At 63.1% G+C, this 22,929-nt stretch carries 14 protein-coding genes; 3 read left to right on the top strand and 11 right to left on the bottom strand.

Annotation, left to right across the window (positions count from 1 at the left end; translation table 11 throughout):
- Positions 1 to 362: 362 nt before the first annotated feature.
- From F4553_RS26215 to F4553_RS26205, 3 genes are all read right to left on the bottom strand, one after another.
- Positions 363 to 752: a hypothetical protein gene (locus tag F4553_RS26215; RefSeq protein WP_184840255.1), complete on the bottom strand. Its 390-nt coding sequence runs from the start codon at positions 750 to 752 to the stop codon at positions 363 to 365.
- Between the two features lie 2,155 nt (positions 753 to 2,907).
- Complete coding sequence (locus F4553_RS26210; protein ID WP_184840253.1) at positions 2,908 to 3,408, bottom strand: hypothetical protein; 501 nt, start codon at positions 3,406 to 3,408, stop codon at positions 2,908 to 2,910.
- Positions 3,409 to 4,214: 806 nt separating this feature from the next.
- Complete coding sequence (locus F4553_RS26205) at positions 4,215 to 4,376, bottom strand: hypothetical protein (RefSeq protein ID WP_184840251.1); 162 nt, start codon at positions 4,374 to 4,376, stop codon at positions 4,215 to 4,217.
- 189 nt (positions 4,377 to 4,565) lie between these two features.
- On the opposite strand from F4553_RS26205, the gene F4553_RS26200 reads away from it, so the two are divergent.
- From F4553_RS26200 to F4553_RS26190, 3 genes are all read left to right on the top strand, one after another.
- Positions 4,566 to 5,342, top strand: coding sequence for a hypothetical protein (locus F4553_RS26200; protein WP_184840249.1), 777 nt, complete (start codon positions 4,566 to 4,568; stop codon positions 5,340 to 5,342).
- A 136-nt stretch (positions 5,343 to 5,478) separates the two neighbouring features.
- Positions 5,479 to 5,628 (top strand): hypothetical protein, encoded by a 150-nt coding sequence (locus F4553_RS26195; protein WP_184840247.1) that lies wholly within the window; start codon positions 5,479 to 5,481, stop codon positions 5,626 to 5,628.
- 1,722 nt (positions 5,629 to 7,350) lie between these two features.
- Positions 7,351 to 9,126: a CehA/McbA family metallohydrolase domain-containing protein gene (locus tag F4553_RS26190; RefSeq protein WP_184840245.1), complete on the top strand. Its 1,776-nt coding sequence runs from the start codon at positions 7,351 to 7,353 to the stop codon at positions 9,124 to 9,126.
- A gap of 665 nt (positions 9,127 to 9,791) precedes the next feature.
- On the opposite strand, the gene F4553_RS42555 is transcribed toward F4553_RS26190, so the two are convergent.
- The 8 genes from F4553_RS42555 to F4553_RS26150 form a co-directional block, all read right to left on the bottom strand.
- The gene (locus F4553_RS42555) at positions 9,792 to 11,135 is read right to left on the bottom strand and encodes a toll/interleukin-1 receptor domain-containing protein (RefSeq protein ID WP_184840243.1); all 1,344 of its coding nucleotides are present in this window, start codon (positions 11,133 to 11,135) and stop codon (positions 9,792 to 9,794) included.
- A gap of 749 nt (positions 11,136 to 11,884) precedes the next feature.
- Entirely contained in the window at positions 11,885 to 12,220 is a 336-nt protein-coding gene (locus tag F4553_RS26180) for a hypothetical protein (protein WP_184840241.1), read from the bottom strand.
- 189 nt (positions 12,221 to 12,409) lie between these two features.
- Complete coding sequence (locus F4553_RS26175; protein ID WP_184840239.1) at positions 12,410 to 14,674, bottom strand: tetratricopeptide repeat protein; 2,265 nt, start codon at positions 14,672 to 14,674, stop codon at positions 12,410 to 12,412.
- 200 nt (positions 14,675 to 14,874) lie between these two features.
- Positions 14,875 to 16,491 carry a CATRA conflict system CASPASE/TPR repeat-associated protein gene (locus F4553_RS26170; RefSeq protein WP_184840237.1) on the bottom strand — a complete coding sequence of 539 codons (1,617 nt, stop codon included), beginning with the start codon at positions 16,489 to 16,491 and terminating at the stop codon, positions 14,875 to 14,877.
- Positions 16,488 to 16,943, bottom strand: coding sequence for a hypothetical protein (locus F4553_RS26165; RefSeq protein WP_184840235.1), 456 nt, complete (start codon positions 16,941 to 16,943; stop codon positions 16,488 to 16,490). The genes F4553_RS26170 and F4553_RS26165 overlap by 4 nt, the downstream gene beginning before the upstream one ends.
- Positions 16,944 to 17,030: 87 nt before the next feature.
- Positions 17,031 to 17,888, bottom strand: coding sequence for a CHAT domain-containing protein (locus tag F4553_RS26160; protein ID WP_184840233.1), 858 nt, complete (start codon positions 17,886 to 17,888; stop codon positions 17,031 to 17,033).
- Between the two features lie 375 nt (positions 17,889 to 18,263).
- On the bottom strand, positions 18,264 to 21,041 hold the full coding sequence (locus F4553_RS26155) for a tetratricopeptide repeat protein (RefSeq protein WP_184840231.1): 2,778 nt from the start codon (positions 21,039 to 21,041) through the stop codon (positions 18,264 to 18,266).
- Between the two features lie 816 nt (positions 21,042 to 21,857).
- Positions 21,858 to 22,325: a hypothetical protein gene (locus F4553_RS26150; RefSeq protein WP_184840229.1), complete on the bottom strand. Its 468-nt coding sequence runs from the start codon at positions 22,323 to 22,325 to the stop codon at positions 21,858 to 21,860.
- Between the last annotated feature and the right edge of the window lie 604 nt (positions 22,326 to 22,929).

Here is a 22,929-nt window from a genome sequence, read left to right as displayed (position 1 = left end):
CTATGAAAGGTGCCGCCGCCGTCTGGGGGCCGGCGCCCGGACTCAGCAGCAGCACCGGTGATCCAACCGAGCGAAGATCGCGCCTCTACTGTAATCCCAAGGTCGGACTACCAACGCTGGTGCTAGGACGTACAGCAGCGGAGTGCAGCAACCGACCGGACCGAGCCAACCCAGTCCGGCCCACAACCGTTGCAGCGCAACGGTACCGACCTCATCGAGCCCACCGCCGCGACTCGGAAGATAGCCGCCATCTAGCGGACCGAGTACCGGAATTTACCGGCGCGACACCAGTCACCGCACCGTCGGCGCACTTGTCCACAAATGCTCTGACAACCCGCACGAAGCGCATCCCACCTTGTCCATTATCTCCCTTCGCCTGTTGCCGTGCTGCCCCCATAATCGCGCAAGCATTTTTCTGTTTCAGATTTCATTTCAGTTAATCGTGACAACAGAAACTGCTCTTGATCGGATAGATAACTGCCCGACTTGATTTGATTCAACAGATCGTCAATGTTCTTTGATAGAATACCCACGCAAATACTGGTTGCTTCGTTGAACCCATCAGCAAATACATCGTCGTCACGATCGTTTACGCGTTTTCTTACGCCGTCTAGTACATCGCGCATGAAACCGTTCACACTCGACATGTCGCCTTCCATGCTCGTCGTGGCCGATGCTGCGTCGGTCAACGCTACGCAGTACAGCAGCAAGGTACAGCAACCGACCGCACCGAGCCCGACCGCAGCGAACATGAAGCAGTTGTGGCGTAACGGTTCTAGCTTCACCAGAACGTACCGCCCAGACTCGCTTGGTCACGGTTTCACCCCGGCGACTGCGGCACAGTGGGAGAAACTGGGAGACGATCTTGCGCGCGATGCCTCGCAGCAGCAACGGAGACCAACGCCGCGAACAGCACAATCACCGAAGGCCGCAGGTGCTTGAGCGAAGGCGACCTCGTTCGCATCGGGGTGTAAGGGGTTCGAGCCCTCGGCACAGCAACCCTCAACCTCGACAGTGGCCGGTCGCGCGAGCATGCGCGGCACCCGCTGGCACTAGCTGGCGGGTAGGAGGTCGCCTAAAATCATCCAACCTGACGGGGTAGCTCCCCTCTACGGCGGCGGCGGAAGGCTTCGGATATGAGCACGGGTGTTGACATCGTTTCGTTGGCTGCGCATGCGCTGAGCGATCCTGACCGCGCCGAGCAGTACGTCGCGAACATCACTGAAGGGCTCGGCGAGGGGTTGCTGGCAGTAGGCGCGGGAAAGGATGCCCGCCTTGTCGGCGTGGCTGCCTCGCTCGCCCCACTCCGGTTGGGTCGCGTCCTACCTCCCGCCAATCGCGTTCGGCTAATCAAGGGATGGCGAGACGACGCACGACGGGGCGGTAAGATCAGCGTGGCGATCATCGGGAAGATACTCGGCATATCCGTCGGACTGGTGTCCACAGACTTTTACCGGCAGCTCCCTTCCACGTCCCCGTAGTACGGTGCGGTGCCGTCGCTGAGTTGACCTTGTTCGCATCGAGGGGCGGATGCCACGCCGAGACCCTCTCTGAGAGATGTATAGACCCCTTTACGGCAAATGCGCGTCCAGGTTACGCACCAATCTCCAACGCACTCCGAGAATGCGCAGGCCACAGGGTTTCGCAGGCTGGACACGCAAGCTCCCCCCGGAGGCCGTGGCGCACGTTCGAATCCTACCGGAGCGCCTTTAAGTAGTATTGGCCCATTTGCCCGATTCGTTGTCATAGCGTTGTGTCGCTTGACCTGGGCAAACGCCTGACGTCACCAACCGCCAGTACTCCGACTCGAGCTCGAGCCGCCGCTTCCGTCCACGTCTTGCCATCAACATGCCTCACATGATCAAGGGTGTTGCGACAAGTACTAGAAGCCGTCCGCCCCGGGGGTCAGTTTTCAAGAGTTGCCGACACTCGCCATGTCGGCCCTCAGAGACACCGGGGAGAGCGCGCCGCCGCGCTCTCCCCGGTCTGAGCGAACACTGGCCACCGGTCACTAGGAGGCGATGAGCCACGACACGATCTCGCGCGTTACGGCCTACCCGCATCGATCGGCCAAGTCACCGACACAACGGCAACGTCATCGACCCGTTCCCATGTTCGACGGCTCCCGCCGAGACTTGACACCTGCGCAAGCTTCATCACACAAGGCTTTACCTGCGGATTCGCACTGAGGATCTTTGCCGTTCGGGCGCCGCTGGCCGCGTGCAGGTGGATCGAACCTGCGCAAGCCGACCGACCGCGCCACTCGCAGCGGCCGGTGCCCATACCCTCAGTTCATTGGGTGCCGGCCTCGGTCAGAAGGTGCCGTCGGTTGCGCGATGCTCTACGCGGGAGCCCTCGCGTCGGCTCAGTCCGCTTTTAAAAAAAACCTTGCCAAAGTCAGTCTGACTTTGTAAGGTCGCGGCCTTTCACCGGATCGACAGCGGTGCTGGGAGTGCAAAGTGCTTTCCCGAGGGTCGTCGAGGAGGTCCTTTGCACTCCGTAGGCGGTCTTGGTGAGGATGCCGCTATGTGTGGAGGCAGACTCGGCTTTCGGGCTGCCAGGGGCTTAGGGGGAGATCCTTGGCGAGTCGTAGAGCGTGCCTTGGCTGCACCCCGATACCGGCGCCTGCGTCACTGAACAGATCCTTCCACTGCGACCAGCCCTCCGGACTCAGGGTGGGATGGGTAGTGAGGTCGATCGCGGTTGGGGATGAAGGCCATATGCGAGTGCCCAGATTAACTTCCTCGAAGGGATGAGTTACCAGGCAAAGCGGGTGCCAGAGGAGGGTGACAACAAGGACCCGATCATCGTCCATGCGAAGACCAAGGTAATGGCTCTGACACGTGCCGCCACCGTCCGAACCATCATCGTAGAAGGTGTGAGGCAGATCGATGGTCACTGGTTCGTCTAGGTGGCCATCCGAGGTGTTTTCGTCATAGACCGCGATCCACAGGAAAGATCGTCGGGGAACATACCGGTCGCCTTGAGATTCGGGAGCCACGTCTCGGGGTAGTCGCTCCAGCCGCGCGCCTCCTCGGAGCCGTCCCAGCGCGTCTGTGGATGCGCCAGCAGTAGCATCGTCTTCAACAGCCACTGGGCAAACTTCGCGTTGTTGGTCTCATCCAGGCGAGCGATTCCAGTCAGCGCCTTCTTGACGGCTGGCCGCATCGGGTCCTCGAATGTCATGTTGAGCCAGCGGTTGCAATCACCGGTACCCCCGTGACCACATACTTCCTTGAGACGAACACGAGGGTGGTGTGGGATCGGCCTGCCCAAAGGAGTCCCGTTCATCTTGGATGTGAACGACCTGCTGCTGTTGTCGAACCGGTACAGCACCCAGTTCGGGAGCACGTGCTCGCCCTGCCCACTGACGGGGCCACTGCAAAAGACGCATCCGTCGACTGCCATGGTCGACATTCTCCCGGGCGAGCGAGGCTGACGGAAATCGGTTGTCGCCGGTGATCAATGCGACGCCCTGACTTCCGGGGTGGGAATCAGGGCGTCGTCGAGGAAGGTGTTTGCACTCCAGCGGCGAGCGTTCCTAGCCGTTGCGCGGGATTGATTAACTGCTCTACGTGGCACGAATTCTGAGCTGGGTCCTGGCGATGCTGGGCGTCTCGGTCGGCGTGATCCTTGCCAGCCCTGACCATGAGGTTCAGACGGCCTTCGGCCTGGTCGGAGGCATGGCTGTTGTCGCTGCCATGTTTCCGGTGAGGGCTCGTGTGCTTGTGGCGAGGGCTCGGCGACGTCCGAAGCGGATCTCTCACACTTCTGCTTTTTCTCATTGTGAGGAAAAGATATTCGCCTCGTCGGGTACGCACGAGCAGCCTGAATTTGCAGATGCCGCTGCTGCCTCGCAGACTCCCAACCTGCGGATGCGTTGGGAGCATTGGCTGTTCGCCGTTCGCTATCACGTGGTGGTCTGGGGTCGCGGGCTTCGGAGAGCGGTGGTGGTCTGGGGTCGCGGGCTTCGGAGAGCGCCACTTCGGCTCTGGACCGTGCTGCGCACTGTTGACTGGACTCCGTGGTGCTCTCCGTACCCATCGGCGTGCTCACGACGTGGCTAGCAAAGCTTCTCGGCGTCGGCTAGCCAACACGCTCCGGCCTGGGAGTGCAGAGTGCTTTCCCGAGGCTCGTCGAGGAAGACGTTCGCACTCCATGTTTTCGCAGGTTGGGCGCACCCCAAACGGACGCCCAACCTGCGGGTGTTGCGGCTAGCCGCTGATCTTGTGGAGCAATCCCGCGAGGGCGATCGCCGTGCCGAACCCTACGGCGGGGGAGACCATCACGCCGAGAGCCCACCCAAGGGCGGCCGAGACCGCGAGGATCGTCAGCCACCGGAGGGGCAGCCGGGGCGGGTTGGAGTCGATGTCCATCGTGCTCTGAGCCTTTCTCGTTGCGGCGCAGCTCGTGTGAGCCCGCTGCACCAAAGCCTGACCGGCGGGCGGGGTAGAGTACAGCCGATCAGCTATATCAAGATAGGCAGGGGGTCTATCAAAATGACGTCGACCGATGGACGACAGCCGATCGCGGCGAGGTCGATCCCAGGGCCAACGGACACGGGGATGCTGGAGACCTTCGAAGACGGGCGGGATCGTCTCTCGATGACCTTCCGTGACCTTCCGGGGCCGTGGATCTTTCACGTGCGGGCGGAGATCATCTCGGGTCGCCCCGTTCTGACCGGTCTCGGCATCGAACCCCGCGACGAGGCTGCGCCGGCACCGCTGAATCGGAACGCGTTGAACAAGCTGCCGATCGCAGCCCTTAACGAGCGCGTCAAGTCGGTACTCAGGGCCGACTCGGACTCGTTGCGAGTTGAGCGAGGCACTGGGACGGACCGCAAGCCCGGCAAGGTTGGCAGGTCATGGCCAGATGACCACTATTTGCAAGTAGCTTGGTACTACACTCTGGCGCAACGTGTGGGAGACCCGCCTCGGTTCGCGGTCGCAAGGGAGTGGCGAGTTTCGGAGGTCACCGCGAGTCGGTGGGTTGCCAAGAGTCGGAAGCTCGGGTATCTCGATGCCTACGACTGGTCCGCAAGCCGCCGTGGAGTCCAAGAGCGGGACTACCAGTCCGTAACTCGGAGAGTCGAGGAATCGATCATCGGGAACCGCTTACACGGCTTGCTTGCTCACTCTGAGCAGGGAGTCAGGGTTGCAACCCGTGTGATCAACGCCGTGCGGGGTTCCTCAGCAGGCGTTACCGCCATTCGCCGTGACCTTTTCGAGCAGCGCCTTCTTGAACTCACTGGAGATGCTGACGAAGATGTTGCGCTCGCTTCCGTCACCCTCGCCTTAGAACTCAAGAACCGGGGGCGCCTGGCCGCAGCGGGTGCCGACTGAGGGGTGCGTGTCCTGCATCGACAAGCAGCGCTACCCTCACGGTGTGCGATGGCAGCGCAGGAGGACGCGCCGCCCCCGGAGCCAGACTCCCAGGGGGCCATACGCACTTGTCGGCCTCATCGCGATCGTCGAAGGCGTGAAGGTTGCCGCCGGCTTCGACGACGTACCGACCCTCTCGCAAGCCGTGCTTCTGGTGGTCGTCGTCGCGGCCGTGTTCGGGCTGGGTATCCAAGCGTTTGGTCAGTCGGCTTCAAAAAAAACACTGTTACATAGAGTGACTCTGTGAGAACAGCGGGTTCGTGCGAGATTTGCCGAACCGTGGCGAGCTTCGGATAGGCCGTTGACGGACACGTCCCTGCTTAGCGTGTGACGGATCAGCTGCTCGGCGTGCAAACGTGCTTTCCCGAGGGTCCTCAAGGAAGAGCACTCCCAAGGCGTTCAACACCCCTAGCATGCAATACGAGCAGCGGCCAGACCTACGCCTGGCACCCCACCGAGGCGCTTTGCCATCTACTCAGTGCGTTCCGTGGCCGCCGCATCATGACACGTCTGGTTGAAACAGCTTGCAGCGCCTGGCCGGCCGCGCCCCAACCGATCAATCTAAGCGGGGCGAGGCGATACACCGTGATCTGTTCTTCGTCCGTCGATATCAACGTGAGCGGAGGACTGATGCCAAAGTTTTCAGATGAAGAGCGTGCACGCCGTGCGGCGACACGTCGTCGGCGCGATGCGCTGCGAGCGGAGGAAGACGCACGTCGAGTCGATGCTAAGCATGCTGAGTGGGATCGCGACGGCACGCGCCTGTCCTGGGAGGAGTACGTAGCCGGTGTGACGTGCCGCGGCTGCGGTCTAGCGATGAACGATGGGCTCGGCGGTTGGCCGCCTCTGATGAAGCTCTCTGAGGATGAGCGTGTTGCTCATGACCTGATGGAGTCCCTGTACCGCCAGGCACATCCTGACTGCCGATCTCACCGATGGTCTATGCAAGGCTCGCGGCAATGGCACTGTGGCTTCTGTTGCCCGCCCCCGCCGCTGAGTCTGAAGCAGATTCAGAGGATCAGCAGCATTTTCGGGAGCATACCGGCCAAGGAGCCTGCGAACCTCGCTCGGTGGCGGCTGTCGTTGACGTGTGACCACGTCGTCGATGCGACCCGGCATCGCTCCCACACGTACTGGTCCGGTCGCGTTCACCACTGTGAGCAGTGCGGGGAGAAACGCGGAGTGGTGGACTCGCAGCCTGTTTCGGACGAGCAGTCGGACCAGGAACAGCGGGAGGCCGAGAGAGCACGCTTGAGCAAGGAAATCGCGTCAGAACAAGCCGCGCTCGACCGTAGGCAAGCGGACGCCGACCGCTCCCGCAGAAAGATCGACGATCTTACCCGCAAACTGTCCTTACTCGAATCGACCACATCCCCTGCCTCCGGCACCTGATGAGAACATGTCAGATCGCTGCCTGAGGTAGAAGCGGGTGCAGGTGTGGCCCCGGGCGCGAGTGCCACATCTGCGAACCGAGCCGCGCGGAATGCCGTCCAACGCGCAGGCTCGTTTCGTCGAACCGGCTACGTCGGCCGAGCATGTCAGGACGGTCAGCACCTGCTGTCAGACGAGGACTCGCCACAGGATCGACATGACGAGGGCTTGACGGCGAACTTCCGTAGCGGAGGCATGCCCATCATGATGTCGCGGCGGGGCCGTCGATGATAGAACAGTCGACAGCTGCTGAGCAGGGCCGCTCGTGCCGCCGGAAGGTAGGGAGACGAACCCTAACGAGGTACGGCGATATGTCAGGCGCTTCGACATGTGGGCAGCGATCTGTCGCCGAAGGTAGCCCGGCCGCACCGGTCACGTTATCCCGTGACACCGAGTGCACAATTCCCCCCATGGTTCATCGCTGAATGGTTCACGAACAGATCCAGGCCCGGGCCGACCTGCGTATGTACCCCCAGCCCTTACCGTCACAGAATGCGCATAGGAATCAACCGAATGTACTCACTGCCGGGAGGAACCCATGCGCAGGAAATGGCAACGAACGCTTCTCGCCGCCGGCCTTCTCATCGCTGCCGTCGGCGGCGTACCCGCCCCCTCCGCAGCAGCCGCCGGTCCTGTCCAGATCACGCCAGGCGTCCCCAGCCAGACCGTCACCGTCGACAACCAGGTCTTCTTCGATCAGACCTTCGACATCGTCGTGGGTGCCGACGGACTACGCGTTGCCGGCGATGCGGAGGGGACCGCCCAGGTCGCCGTCGACGACGAGATCGAGGTCGACATCGTTCGGCCCGACGGAACCCCGGCAATCTTCATCCGCAATTATGAGTTCCAGCCACCGTCGGACCCCTTGGACCTGTCCGAGTATGTCCAGCCAGGGACCAACCACCTGCGAGTAATCCTGCGCGACACATTCGGCGTCGTCTACGGATCCACGCCGTTGTGGTTTGTCGGCAGCGTGGTCGCACCGCCTTCACCGGCCGAGCTGGCTGGCTGGACCGCCGGTGACGTCCACGTTCACAGTGCAGGGGACACATCCCTGCGTGACAATCTTTTGTGCCGCAACGAGCACCTCATTCCCGCCGACCAGCCCGCCAGCCCGACGCAGCAGCAGGCGTGCGCCCGGTACCTTCTAACAAAAGTCAGCGCGGCGGCAAAGGCCAACGGTCTCGATTGGGTCATCCTCGCCGAGCACGGGCCGTGGCTTGGCATCTACGCTCCCCGTCGGCCCACGAAGCAGCAGATCCGCGACTACAGCGCCACCGAGGGTGCCAGCGAATGGAATACAATCGCTGACCTAGCCACCAGCGAAGGCAAGGCTAGCCAGGTCCGCATGCTCATCGGTGAGGAGCTTGGCACGATCGGAGTCACCGGCCACTACTCCGCCTATTACAGCAACGGCTACGTTCCCAACGGCCCGCTCGATGTCAACGAGATCGGCTACGTCCGCGCCGTGGCGGCACACGACGGATGGGGCGGTGTCAACCATCCCATGACCGCGAGCAGCTGGAACTGCTGGAGCTGTTTCGCGATTAGTCCCAGCATGCGCGCTATGGAGATCTACACCGCTGCCAGCTCACCCAGCAAGGCGCTGCTCGACCGATGGAACCGGCTGCTGTTCGAAGGCCAGCGCGTCGCTGCGGTTGGAGGCGGCGACGTCCACACGGTCAAACGCCCGGGCCTGGATGGCTTGTCGACAGCTGGCCGTCAAGAGATCGGCAACGTCGACAAGCTCGGCACTGACAAACGCGCCCGCACCTATACATACACCGGCGGACTCCAGCCCCTCGACTCCTACACCAGCCGCACCATCAACGACCCAGTCCGCGATGCCCTCTACAACGGACAGAGCATCGCCTCCAATGGGCCCAAGATCGCTCTTGCGCTCGACGGCCACGAACCCAGCAACACCAGCCTGCCGTTCGCTGCCGACGGCCACCAACTGCAGATCAGTTGGGATACCGCCAGCCGATTTGGGGCACCCACTGCTGTCCGGATCATGGTCAGCGAACACAACGACCCGACCTACCGGCAGTCCGACACCTGCCGCTTCAACCAGCGCCAATGGGTGCAGTTCTGTTCCCGTACCCGGACCATCACGCCCAGCACTGCCGATCAGCAAGCCGGCAGTACCCGCATCGACCTCACGTCGGCAACCTATCCGGCCCTGGCCACCCAACACCCAGCACGGCGAGCCGCCTTCGCTCCCGCAGCGTTCGTTCGCGTGGAGGTGACCTTCGCCAACGGCTACAGCGCAACCAGCAGCCCCTTCTATATCGACGGAACCAACGCCGCGTGACAGGCGTGGACGGCCGCGCTAGAGACCTCATGCGACGCCCACGAATAGTCCGTCCCAGCCGGACTGAACGTCGAGCCTTTGGGTCGAGGGTCTGCGTATCGGCCTAGTGCTCTGAACAGAACGTTTTAGGTGTTGGGGTCAGGACTGCGCTGGTCGCGGGCTGGCCCCAACAACGTTGTCGTTTCAGCCATGCAACACGCCGGGAGGCAGCACGTCATCGGCACCATGTGGTCGTCTGGGACCACACCGCCACCCAGATCACCACCCGCCTCTACCCACAACTCGTCCACCACGGCACCCTCGACCCCACCCACACCGCCAGGGCTCTACACCACACCACCCGCGCTCTCCGAGACGTACACCCCGACAGCCCCAGCACCTGGGCACCATTCATCCACGCTGGCCCCTAAAACAGGACGCAGCCCCGGCCGGTCACCGCTGGCACGGGCCTGACCACGGCGAGTTGTCGGGGTCGCGCAGCGCGCCCGCGTCAGGAGTCAACCAAAGCCGCGGCAGTCCCCACGGTCGATGGGACGACTTGAGCCGTCCCATCGAAGATCTCGTCCCAGTATTGTGGGACGAGTTACCCCTCGCCCAGGACTCCAAGCATTGCTTCCCTGCTCAAATGCCGTCCGAAACCAAGACAACCGATCCAGGTAAGAAGATCAGGCCCACACTCGCACCGACCCATCGATGCTACCTGCGGCGATGGCCCGACCATCCGGACTTAACGCCACCGAATACACCGTGCCTGCATGGCCGGTGAGCGTGACGGTGGAGACCGGATTAAACGGGTCGGTCACATCCCACAACCGCACAGACCCGTCGTAGCTGCCGGTAGCGAGGGTCCGACCGCCGGACGTGAACCCCACAGAGCACACCTCGCCGGTATGGCCGGTGAAGGTGGCGGTGGAGACCGGGTTAAACGGGTCGGTCACATCCCACAACCGCACAGACCCATCGCGGCAGCCAGCGGCGATGATTCGAACGTCCGGACTGAACGCCACGGAGAACACCGTGCCGGTATGGCCAGAGAGAGTGCCGGTGGAGACCGGGTGCAGCGGATCGGTCACACTCCACAACCAGACGGACCCGTCGCGACAGCCAGCGGCAAGGGTCCGACCGTCCGGACTGAACGCCACGGAGAACACCTCGCGGCGATGGCCAGTGAGGGTGGCTATGTGGGCCGGGTGCAGCGGATCAGTCACGCCCCACAACCGCACCGACGCGTCGTAACTGCCGGTGGCGAGGGTCCGACCATCCGGACTGAAACCCACAGACCGCACCGCATTGGTGTGGCCGGCGAGGGTGGCGGTGGAGACCGGGTTAAACAGGTCGGTCACATCCCACAACCGCACCGAAAGGTCGTTGCTGCCAGTGGCGAGGATTCGACCGCCGGGACTGAACCCTACCGACCACACCTCGCCCGCCTTGCCAGCGAAGATGGCCTTGGAGACCGGGTGCATCGGATCGGTCACATCCCACAACCGCACCGACCCGTCGCGGCAGCCGGCGGCGAGGGCCCGACCGTCCGGACTGAATCCCACCGAAAACACCTCACAGCGGCGGCCGGTAAAAGCGGCGATAGAAATGCCCCGAGCTACCGGCAGACGTGGGCGGGAACCGGAGGCGATGGTTGCTTTCGGCAGCCGGGCCACATACGCGGCCGTAGGCATCCGGCCGCCGGTGACGTCCTCGTAGTGGACATCGCTGAGCCGGAAAAACACCTCACCCGCCAGCAACAGCGGAAGAATCGGCTTGCGGAGCTTCTCGGCCCGATTGACCTCACGTTTCACCCAGGGCGACGCCTTCGACCCGGGGCTCATCACCACGATGAACGCCGCACACGAGTCGATCCGCTCCTCGATTACGTCATCCCACCGGTCGCCGCTGACGATCTCAGCGTCGAACCACACCCGCACACCGGCAGTCGACAGGTATGCCGCTAACCGCTCCACATACCCACCATCATCAGCATGGCTGTAGCTGACGAACACATGACCATCCACTCTGGCAACCTACCGACCGACGTCGATCAACGACCATCAGCCCGCAGACGCGATAGTCACCACGTTCGGACCAACCGTCCGAACCTCATGGGGAATACACGGACCATCGGCTGTAAGCCTTGACGGAACCGCACGTCAACAGCAGTCTTACGCCTGCTCTGTAAATCCCGCTGCAGCACGAAGGAGGCCTGCCAGCGTCGAAGCGACACCGGCAGGCCGACGAGAGTTTGATGGTTCTATCCGTCAGGGTGATGCCAGCCGCCATATCCCGGTGATGATCGCGACGTCGCCGGGTGTGTCAGGACGTTCCCATGTTCGACGGGACCCGCCGTAGATCGAGACCTGCGCGCTCCATTATTGGACGCCTTCCGACCCTGCTCGTATGGCACGCGCAAAGCTGCGTTGCAGGGCGCGTCTGCCCCGTGAGACACGGATCGAACCTGCGCACGGCGAGAGCGCTGCCCCACAGGCGCGAGAAGTGCATACCAGCCTCGCTGCACGGCCGCGTTCGTGCCACTCGATCGTCGTGCTGGAGTGATCGTCCAATGCTGGCCATTCGGCAATGCAGATAGTCGACTCACGGGCGATGGCGCGGTCTTTCGGCATCCACGTTATCTAGTCGCCTGCACTGTCATTGTGATCCATCGGATAGCTTTGCTGAGCTGGGCCCTTCATCCATACGGAGAGGGCTCGGCAGAATCGCAAATGCGATTGGGGTCCGGGTCGGTGATTGTAATTCAGCTGGAGATCTAGAGACTGGTTGGTGAAGCCTCGTTAGCGTCTGCCTCGTCTAGTCGTCGCAGAAAGAAAGCCCGCACGGCTGGCGGGATGAGTTGAGGCGCGTTAGGAATCATACGGGCGAAGGCATACACAGCTGCGGTTCGATCACCTTGGTCCTCGCCATCCGGCAACAGGTCACAACGCCAGTTGTGATAAAGGGCAACCAACACCCAGGCCGCCGCATCGTCATCGGAGACCGTCATACGTAGCTGATGCACCAAAGCGGCCGGCTCGGCAGCGAACAGTATGGAGGTATCAGCATCGGCTTGGCTGACCTGTTGAAGCAGGTTAGCTATCTCACTCATCAGTGCCTCTCGGTTAATGGGGAACCCCTTTCTGTGCGGTGGAGAGTCCACTCGGCCCAGGCGTGCGACGAAGCAGAGATCCAAAGGCTTCATGCGGCGGCCGTACGGCACAAGAATTCAACAATGGGTAGCGCTTCCCGGCAAGCCCGGTGCGGAGGCGGTGCACGTCGCGGTGCAGATAATAGCGATTCATTGCTGCACCGCGACTGGGGAGTTGAGTATGCGGCGGATATCGTCAAACTCGGCGGCCAAATCCGGCCGCGCGTACTTCAAAAAGGTTAACTCAGCGCGAGTTTCTAGGGACTGGGCAAGCAGAACGTTACGCGCGGCCTCTAGCCGCTGCCAAGCAGCGACGGCTCGCTCGTCGGACCGCAGAGTTGAGACGGCTAGGACGGCACGCGCTGCCTCGGCCCCTAACCCTTGCGTCTGTTCAAGAAGGTGTTGACGGTCCTGCAGTGTGAGATCGTGGCCGACCATTGCGGGTAGTAACCCGATTATCTCGGCAAAGTCGGCGTTGGCGGACTCCCAGTCGCCAACCAAGCCAGCCAACATCGCCGCCCGCCGGCCGACATCGATGCGGACACTCGGAACGGCTGTCTCAAGATATAGGCCTTCGCGGTACGTCCTCACGGCTACCGTAATGTCGTCATGCGTTCCCCGCGCCCTGAATAGGAGGTCGTACGCCGCACCGAGGTTGCGTAGGTATCCCGCCCGATCGGGATGATCGACAGGAGTTACGGCCACGGCTTGCCGCAGGACGTCTGCGGAGCGCTCGAGGTCCGCGAGTGCTTTGCTCCGCTTGAACCGTTCACCCAACGCAGTACCGAGATTATATAGGAATCGGCCGCGGTCTGGGTGCGTAGCGCGAACGGTCGACACCGCCTGTTCGGCGAGTTCCTGAGCGCGATCCAAATCTGCTGGACGTCTGTTGCGGCCGTATCGGACGATCAGTCCACCACTCAGGTTCGACATGAACGTGACGCGCTCGTCGTCGTCCGTGGGGATGGCTACCGCTTGGTCCAGCAACGCGATCGAACGGTCGAGGTCGGCGGGCGACCCATTGCGCTCGAAACGAGCTCCAACGGCACCGCCGAGTCCGCTCAAAACGGCTGCGCGCGTCCTGTCGTCGCGAGCGTCGGATAAGGCAGCCTCGTAGTTTGAAATCGCGCGGTCTAAGTCGGCCAGCAAACCCGTACGCCAGTAGCGGTGGCGTAGCGCGCGGCCGAGCACGATTCGAACGTTGGCGGCGGGAAGGCGGGAACTGTCGCCGCCTATCTCGACTATGACCTGCTCGAGGAGCGCGATGGCACGGTCAAGGTCAGAAAGCTGCCCGGTCCGCTCATACCGCGATTGCAGCATACTCCCAAGCACTACCGAAGCTGTCACGCGACCGGCACCCGTCGAATCAGCGAGAAGCACCTCTTCGCCGAACTGAATGGCGCGATCGGCGTCCTCGACCATCCCGGCATGCTCGAACCTCATTCCAAGCGCATTGGTGAGCAATGTGAGCGCAGCTCCATAGCTGGGATGATTTATCGAGTGATCGCCGATCGAAGCGCCATAAACAGCAATCGCTCTATCCAGGTCCGACACCACCTTGGTGCGGACGAATCTGCTCGCTAATGAGATACCAAGTGTGACCATGTGTCGACCCCGGTCGGCGTGGCCGTTCGGGGTAGCCGACAGCAGGCGCTCGTTGATGCTGATCTCATGATCCAGAACCGCGATCTCTCCGGTTAGCTCGTAACTGGTATGCAAAGCGGTGCCGAGCGCGCGGAGGCGGTCGGCGAGGTTGGGGTCATCGGCAAAGGTGGCAGCCACTGCCTGCTCCGCGACGCTGACGGCACGGTCAAGGTCGCGGACATCCCCTGTCAGCTCGAAACGCTGCGCGAGTGCGACACGCAGGACAGTTAAGGCAATAGCACGACTGGGGTCATCGGCCGGGATCGCCGCCGCTGCTCGGTCAAGCCATGCGATCGCTTGGGCCATCGCGGCTACGCTGTCAGCCGTCTGGGGATCCCTCAGCAGAGCTAGAGCGCTATTAAAGAGAAACACTGGGTCGTCTCGCTCTAGCTCGTCGGCTGGGCTAGCGTCGATACCTGAAACGCGGTTGCCATGGTCACTGACAGCTATGTCGGCCGAAGCGAGCGCCATCCTGAATGCGTGGCGTACTCCGGGGGGGATCATGTCGGCAGCCGTCGGAATCAGGTGGGTAAACGCGAAGACGGCCGCAACAAAGTCTGCTCCATCCGCTCCATCCGGTAGTGCCTCAAAGCGTTGCCAGTGGTAGCTGGCGATCAGATTCCATGCGCGTCCATCATCGTCGGGTGCAGAAGCGCGTAGCGAACTGACTAAATCTGCCACTTGGGCGAACAGCACAGATGGCTCACCACGACCTGCGGTTAGCTGATCGAGGAGAACGCGGAGGCGAATAACCATCTCGTCCGAATTCATCCAGGCACGCTCCCTTCTCGAATATGGTTCTCAGAGCGCGTATCCAACTCCGATCCATGCGCCTCGTCTTGTGCCGTGCGCGCAAATCGGTAAGGCCAGCGGTCTCATCCGCATCTACCGACTAACTGAGCGGACTTCAGTGCGACAGGTTAGCTGGTTGTGTCGAGCGGATCGCAGGACTTGGTATGGGCATTTACGAGCTAGTCGGTTAAAGCTGCCGCTCCGCCATGACCGGCTGCGGGGTCGGCTCTGGCTGTTTTAGAACGTGGTTGCCGTGTGGCAAGTGTGGTGGCGGCGGTGGCGAGGATGAGCCCGGCGACGGCGAGAGTGGTGGTCAAGTGGGCTCGTCCGGCGGAGGTTTGCAGAAGTGAGGCAATGGTCCACCCGAGGGCGGCGCCGGTGAGTGCACCTGCGGTACGGAGTAGCCGGGTCGGCCAGTGACGGGGTGCAAAGTGGAAATCACGCTCGGTCATGGCTTTTTCGCCGTGGTGAAGAGGGATGGCGTAGAGGAGGAGGGTAATGGCCGCGAGCAGGGCGATGACGGCAGGCTGGGCAGGAGGAGGGACGGTGCTGATCTTGTAGCCGAAGGCCTGGACTGCGGCGAGTGCGGTTACGACGGCGGTGAGAATGCCGGTTTGCAGCAGATTGTACTGGTTGGCGCGGTGTTGGGCGGTCCGTTCGGTCTGGACGCGATGCTGGGCGATGAGGGTGTGGGCGGCTGTGGCGACGTGCTGGGCGCGCGTAGTGACGGCGGCGAGGAAGGCGTGATCGTCGTCGAGGGCGGCGCTGATGCCTTGGGCCAAGGCTTGGTCGTCGTCGACCAGAGAGCGGCGGGTGGGGTCGAGGACCGGGTCGGTGAGAGTGGTGATGTTGGAGGCAGCGATACCGATGGTCCGCTGGAAGGTGGCGATGCGGGCCTGAGTGTCAACGAGTCCTTCCGACTGGGCTTGCATCTTGGTGATGGTCACCTCGGCGTTGACCAGCTGGTCGATGTCCGGCGTTGGGCTCGCGTACATTAGAGCTTGGATCGTGTTCAGCTGCTGATACGTGGACAGCCGCCGTTGCGTGATTTCGGCTCGCTGCTGTTCGATGATCCGAGCCTGGTGGCGCAGCTTGGCCGAATTGAGCAAGTACACGGGCAGGCGTCCGAGACTGAGCTGCCACACCCAGCTGCCGAGTTCGTCGTCGCGGTCGTGTGGAGCGAGCACGACCAGTTGCCTGTCGGGCTGGAGCCCGGCGCGGGGGCTGAGTTCGTAGATCACGAAGCCGCCGGTTCTGACAAGAGTGGCGGAATCCGCCCATCCGCTGGCCGGGATGCCCGGCAGGTAGGGGCCCAACTGCGCCGTGGTGGCGGGCTTATCCGGTGCTCCGTCGGTCGGGCTCACGATGAGCGGCTCGTTGGTGGCGGTACGGGCGGTGTAGACCTGCGTGCTGCCCAGGAGCGTAGGCAGCACGAGGTCGGCGGCGACGTCCGCCCATTCGCTGTGCAGGGCGTGCCAGCCCCGCTCCTCGGAGATGCCGTCCGCGGAGATTGCCAGGGAGATGACGGCGACGTCGTGGAATTGGTTCCACCACATCTGACGCAGCCGACCAGGGCCTTCCCGCCCGGCCTGAAGCGCCGTGCCGGTTGTTGTTGGTGCTTTCTCGCGAGGGTCGGCCGGGAGCCGGGTCGAAGCGGCAGTGTCGAGGTGTAGCCGGTCGGCGATGGTGTGCCAGGCCTGACGCAGTTGCTGATAACTGGCTGTGGCCCGGGCCGGGTCCTCGCCAGTGACTGCGGCGAACAGGTACACGACCAACGTGGGCTGGACCAGGCTCATTTCTTTAGCCCGAACCATCTGCGCCGACCCTTCCGGTCTGGCTCGGTCGGCTGTGATGGAACGGGTCCGGGCGGCATCGGCAGGGCGGCCGGCGTGCCATCCGCCGTCGCCGGCGGTGGAGTCTGGAAAAGGGGGAGCAGGCTGTCCTGCGCGATGTTGAATCGCAGCCTGCCCCAGTCAGGGTGATCGATGGGGGACTGATCGGCGATGTGCTGATCAGGGTTCAGCTTGCCGTACCGACCGTTGAACTTGTCCAGTCTGGTGATCTCGTCGAATAGCGTGTTGAGGGCCTCGGCGTCGAGACGCCCCACGGCGGCGGGGACCTCTATCTCCAGAATGGCGGTCAGCCTGGTCAGATTGGTGCCGGCCGACCACGGCTTCTTGCTTAGGACCTCGATGCGCTCGTGGAGTGACTCGGCGGCCTCGGCGATGGCGGGTGGTGTCTGGTCCACCTACTGCTCCTTCTGGGAGATTGCGGTTCTCTGAGCGTGCCCTGTTGGATCAACCCCGCGAACCTGTCGCAGTGGTGTTGTCAGCGGTCAGGGTCCGTAGTGGATGTGCGAGGCCCACAGATCTGGGTCGTCACGGAAGCGGTCGCGGTATCGGCGCACGATGTCGTGCAGCACCAGTCCCGGTGAGTGCCACGTAGCCGCATCGGGATGCACCAGTTGGTACAGGTCGCGAGCGAGTCTTTCGGCGACCCAGTCGTTGATTGTCCACAGCGTGCCAATGACGTGCGGGAACCCTGCAAGCTGAAAGGCAGCTGCGAGGCTAATGTTCTCGTCCAGCAGCCGCACCGCGCCCATGGCCGTGGTGCACGCGGATAAATAGGCCAGGTACGGCATTTCGATCCGGGCATTGAACAGTTCCGCCGCGTACAGCGGCCCGTCGACCAAGGCCAAGTAGCTGCGTGACGGGTCGTCCTGGTTGGCCAAGCCGTGACAGGAAAAGTGCGCCCACGCGGCGCCGGGCAGGCCAGAAAGGACCGCTTGCCGGGTCGCGTCCGGCCCGAGCAAGGGCTGGATCTGCAGCCTTGCGGCGATCGCGGCAGCCTCGGGCTCAGCACGTTCCAGATGCAGGTCCAGTCGATCCGGGATGTCGTTGATACCCACAGCGAACCCTCCGTTCCCCGTACGGTGCGCTACGGAGCGGGCGTTGCCCAACGCACGGACGCTGGGCGTATAGGAAGACACCACTCGGTCCAGCACCGCCCGCCGCGAGCCGGAGGGATCGTCGTGATGGCCGGCGGCATGCAGCGGCAGCACGGTCAGAGCACCTGTCGGAATCCACCACACCCGCGGCCACCGGCCATCCACCGCCGGGGTGTTCGGAGTGGCTGTGTAGCCCAGCTTCTCCAACACAGGGCCGGTGACGACATCCCACAGCCACTCCAGCACCCCGCGTATGGTGGCCGTATCTGGCGGAGACCCGGGTCTCACTGCGTCCAGAAACGCGTTGGCCCGCTCCGCAGCGTCCTGCGCTGCTAGGGCGGGTAGCTCCAGGTAGTCCGCGTCAGTGCCGCTAAGAAATAGGGCACCGCAGCCCCACTCGGTCACTAACAGCGCTACAACCGTTCCCCCGGCCGCAGCCTCATGCAACTCTGACATAAGCGGTGGCAAGGCGAACCTGTCGAAACCCGGGACCTGGCGGATTTCCTCTAACAAGTGCGGCCAGCGAGCTGCGGCTTGCTTGCGTAGTCGGATCCGTTCGTCTTCCTGCCGGCCGGTTGAGGCGCCGAACGGTGCTTCCAGGTCCACTTCGCCCCCTTGATACTAAAATTGGCCGAGGATGCCACTTGTGTCGCCGAGTAGCCGACGTAGTTGGTCGTACTCGTTCGCCAGGTCAGGCCGGATGCTGTGCAAGGCAGTCGCGTCGGCACGAGTTTCCAACGCCTGGGTGAGCAGGATGGTGCGGGCCTGTTCCAGCCGCTGCCACGCCACGCCAATCCGCTCGATCGGTTCGCTGCTGCGGTTGGCTAGGTGGGCGCAGGCGGCGCTGGCACCTAGTCCCTGCAATCGGGCCAGGTGATGTTGGCGGTCCTGCAAGGTCAGGGTGTGGTCGACGAGTGAGGGCAGCAGGCTGATCACCTCGGCCAGGTCCGCGTCTGCGGCAATTGAATCCCCGGTAGAAGCGGCCAGTTCGGCGGCGGCGCGGCCCGCCCGCGCGCGTACGATCGGCGCCGCGGTTGCTTGCTTCAGGCCGGACCGGTAGGCGGCAACGGCCGCAGCCGAGTCGCCATACACCCCGGTCCGTAGGAACCGGCTGCATAACGCCGCGCCGAGATTGAGCAGGACGTCGGCGCGGCGGGGGTGATCGATTGGGAGCGCGGCAACCGCCTCCTCGCCAACCGTGATGGCCCGATCCAGATCTAGCGCTGCGTCGGTTCGCACGAACCGGCCGCCCAGCGCGGCTCCAAGATCGGATAGGCGCCCGGCGCGGTCGGGATGATCGTCGGAGGTAGCGGCAACAGCCTGCTCACTGACCATGATCGCGCGGTCCAGGTCGTTAACCACCCCGGTGCGGCCGCCTCGGCGCAGCAGTGCAGCCCCGAGGTTCTGCAGGTACATAGCACGGGCGGGAAGGTCGATGGGGGAAGCGGCCACCGCCTCCTCCCCGACCGTAATCGCCCGATCTAGATCAGCCGCCAATCCGGTCCGCTCGAAGCGGCGTCGCAACGCCAAGCCGAGGTTAGAGAGGTACATGGCACGGGCGGGAAGGTCGATAGGGGAAGCGGCCACCGCCCTCTCCCCGACCGTGATTGCCCGATCCAGATCGGCCAACGCTCCGCTGCGCTCGAACCGAGCACTCAACGCAATCCCCAGATTGGATAGGTCGGCAGGGGGGTCGGTGAGGGCGGCCGCCACCGCTTGCTCCATAAGGGTGATCGCCCTGTCCGACTCGGCCAGAACTCCACTGCGCTCGAACCGTCGCTGCCACGCGACAGCGAGGTTGGCCACAATCATGGCCCGGGCGGGGTCGTTGGCTGGGGCGGCCACGACCGCCGCCTCCAGGAAGGTGATCGCCCGATCCAGGTCAACCCCTAACCCGTTGCGCTCGAATCGGCGCTCCAAATGGACGCCGAGGTTGGACAGGAATTTGACATGTGCGGGCTCGCCAATACGCGAAGCAGCAACCGCCGCCTCCCCAATCGTGATCGCCCTGTCAAGATCGGCCACCATCCCGGTTCGCTCGAAGCGGTCACTCAGCGCCAGGCCGAGGTTCGACAGGTACGTGGCGCGGGCGGAATGGTCGACGTCGGTCGCTTCCACCGCAGCCTCATCGATGGTGACTGCGCGATCCAGGTCAGCCATCACACCTGTGCGCTGGAAGCGCATACGTAGCGCCACGCCGAGGGCGGACAGTAAATTGGCGCGACCGGGGTCGTCGGCAGGAATCAGGGCGACCGCGTCCTCGCCGAGTGCGACCGCCCGGTCTAGATCGGTCAAGACCCTGGTCTGCTCAAACCGGATTTTTAGCGCGTCCACCAGGATGGAAGAAATGGTGGCGCGATCAGGGTGCTCGGCGGGGGTAACAGCCCAGGCCTGCTCCCCAATCGCGATCGCCCGGTCCAGGTCATCCAAAACTCCAGCCTGCTCGAACCTGGCACGCAACGCAGAACCGAGGTTGGACGAAATGGCGGCGCGATGAGGGTGCTCGGCGGGAGTAACGGCCAAGGCCTGCTCCTCCATCGCGATCGCCCGGTCCAGGTCATCCAAAACTCCAGCCTGCTCGAACCTGGCACGCAACGCAGAACCGAGGTTGGACGAAATGGCGGCGCGATGAGGGTGCTCGGCGGGGGTAACGGCCAAGGCCTGCTCCCCCATCGCGATCGCCCGCTCCAGGTCATCCAAAACTCCAGCCTGCTCGAATCGGCGCCGTAACGCGGTACTGAGGTTAGATAGGTACGCACCCGGGACGGGGTAGCCCGAAGGGATCGCGGCCAAGGCCTGCTCCCCAATCGCGATCGCCCGCTCCAGGTCCGCGATCGCCCCAGTTCGGACGAATCGGCGCCGCAGGGCGACACTGAGATGAGTCAGATAGGTGGCATGGTCGGGGTCATCGGTGTCGGTGACTGCGAGCGTATTCTCTAGCAACCCAATAACCTCGGTTAACGCGGCCACGTTGCCCGTAGTGCCCGGATTTTGCAGCAAGGTGACGGCCCGTCGGTGCAGCACAGCCGGGTCCGGACCCCCTGGGTGCTGCCGGTCGTCGGCCAGACCGTCGCCGGGCTGCCTTTCGGCTGCGGTGAGGGCCTGCTGGAACAGGTGGCGCACCGGCAGGGCGATCAACTGTGCCGCGGAGGGTACGAGGTGCGAAAAGGCGTAGATCGCGGCAGCAAGGTCGGTCTGGTCCTCACCATCGGGGAGCAGGTTGTAGCGCATCCAGTGATAGGTGGCGATCAAATACCAGGCCTCCATGTCGTCGTCCAAGGAGCTTCGCAACTCGCGGATCCGGCCGGCGGTTTGAGGTGTGAACAATGCGGTAGTCTGCCCGGCGCTAACCGACTGCAGAAGGTGATCGACATCGGTGATCAATGCGTCCCGTTCCACGCCGCACTACCGCCTCTCCTGCCTTACGTGCGGGATCGGCGCCAGGAGCCCGAATCCAGGTAAATACTTCCATACTGGAGCTCGCGCTGGCAGTACCGTAGTGGCGAGGCCGAATCGCCCAAACGGTCAGCACGGGGCGGGGCCAGTGACGCCGCCGACGCGTTCCTGGTTGTGCTCGGAATCGGTGTAGACCTGGGAAAGTCATGTGCAAGAAAAGATCCGGCCTTAAGACTAAATTGGATCTGCTAGAGAAACCAGATAGCCAGCGAGCAATACGGCCGGCTCGCATCGATCGCCGTGAACAATCGGACGCGACTCGACGGCCTCGGCGAGGGTGCGGCCCGAAATAACCACGGCAGGTCCCTGAATAGGGTGAATGTAGCTCAGAGTGACTACATCGGATACGGCAAATATGGAAGAGCACTTTGGCGCAGATCGTCAAATCACGTCAGCCGCCACGTCCCGCCGATGATCGCGACGTCGCCGGGCGCGTTGGACCACTCCCATGTTTGGCAGGCCCCGCCCGAGAACTAGAACGAGAACTACGCAACTCCATCATGGACACCCGCTGACCGAGCAGTATCCCTCGTTCGAGGCAGCACCTCGGGGTGCGTCGTCATCCGGGAAGGGATCGAACCTACGCGGCGCGAGAGCAGCGCTCCACCGCCGCGCACATCGGGCGCGCCAGCCACCTGGCATCGGTCGGGTTCGACGCGGAGCCGGGTGCCTCCTTGAGGCGGCCGGTTTCGTCCACGATCAGCGCCGCATCTAGATGCCGGGTGCTTTGCCACCAGCCGGTACGCCGACCCCAGGGGGTTAGGCGGCAGCTGGAGCATCGTTTTCAGCGCTATCGTTGAGCGCCGTCTTGACCTCTTGACAAGTCAGCGACTTCGAATCACTTTTCAGAAGGCGATCCGCGAGGCTATCGATCGTGTCTCGATGCTCGTCGACCAGTGTCTTCGCGCGAGATGTCGGCGACTGTGGATTACTTGTGTCGAACCATCCAGGTTGTCCGAAATGCGCCACCGCTTCGATGTCATGTTTACTACCTTCGCCGACGGTCTTGTTTTTTGCGGTTGCCATCATCCCAGCCATCAACATTGTGGCCTGGTCAAAGTCGCTGGGAGTTTGCACACCTTCGACGTGGCCTTTAGATCGTTTCCCATTTGCGTGAACGACCGAACCGACCGTCACGTAATCGAACGAGCCGCCGACGAGAACCGCCACCACTGCATGCCCCAGCTCGTGGCGAGCGACATCTTCCGGACTCCCGAACGACCCCATGAGGAAGATGTTATCTGGCTTAAAGCGGTCATTACAGTCGTTTGGCTGTCGAGCGGCTGTGGCGACTTCAACCCGCCAGCGTTGCCTCACCGGCGAGGGCGGTCCTCGAAAGCCAGCGCCGCCTCATTCACCGATGTTGGCATTCGCTGACCTCTCCGGACACACCATCACGGGTCCCATCGCCGTTGCAGTTGGCGGCTCTGACGATCGCATCAGCGGCAGCGTCGACGCGATTGGCGATACTGAACTGGGTCGGCCGCTGGGCGTAACTCAACCGCCGCACCGCCCGCGACACTGTGAAGATGCCGGCCCGTACTAAACAGCCCACCGATGAGCTTTCTCATCCGGAGTTGAACCAGTCCCGGATTAATCACGTAAATGTTGCATCTATCGGCAGGTCAGCCGCTACCGCCAGGCGACTCGATGGGGAGCAGTTTAGGGAAGTATCCCGCCCGAGATGCCGACCTGCTCCCATCTGGTCCCCCAGCCTCGCGAACAGGCTGCAACACGAAGGAGGGCCTGCCAGTGTCGAAACGACACCGGCAGGCCGACGAGAGTTTGATGGTTCTGTCCGTCAGGGTGATGTCAGCCGCCATGCCCCGGT

It is taken from the genome of Allocatelliglobosispora scoriae (genome assembly GCF_014204945.1).
GTDB lineage: Bacteria > Actinomycetota > Actinomycetes > Mycobacteriales > Micromonosporaceae > Allocatelliglobosispora > Allocatelliglobosispora scoriae.
Note: the sequence above shows the minus strand (reverse complement) of the source record. Positions and strands in the feature narration are given on the sequence as shown.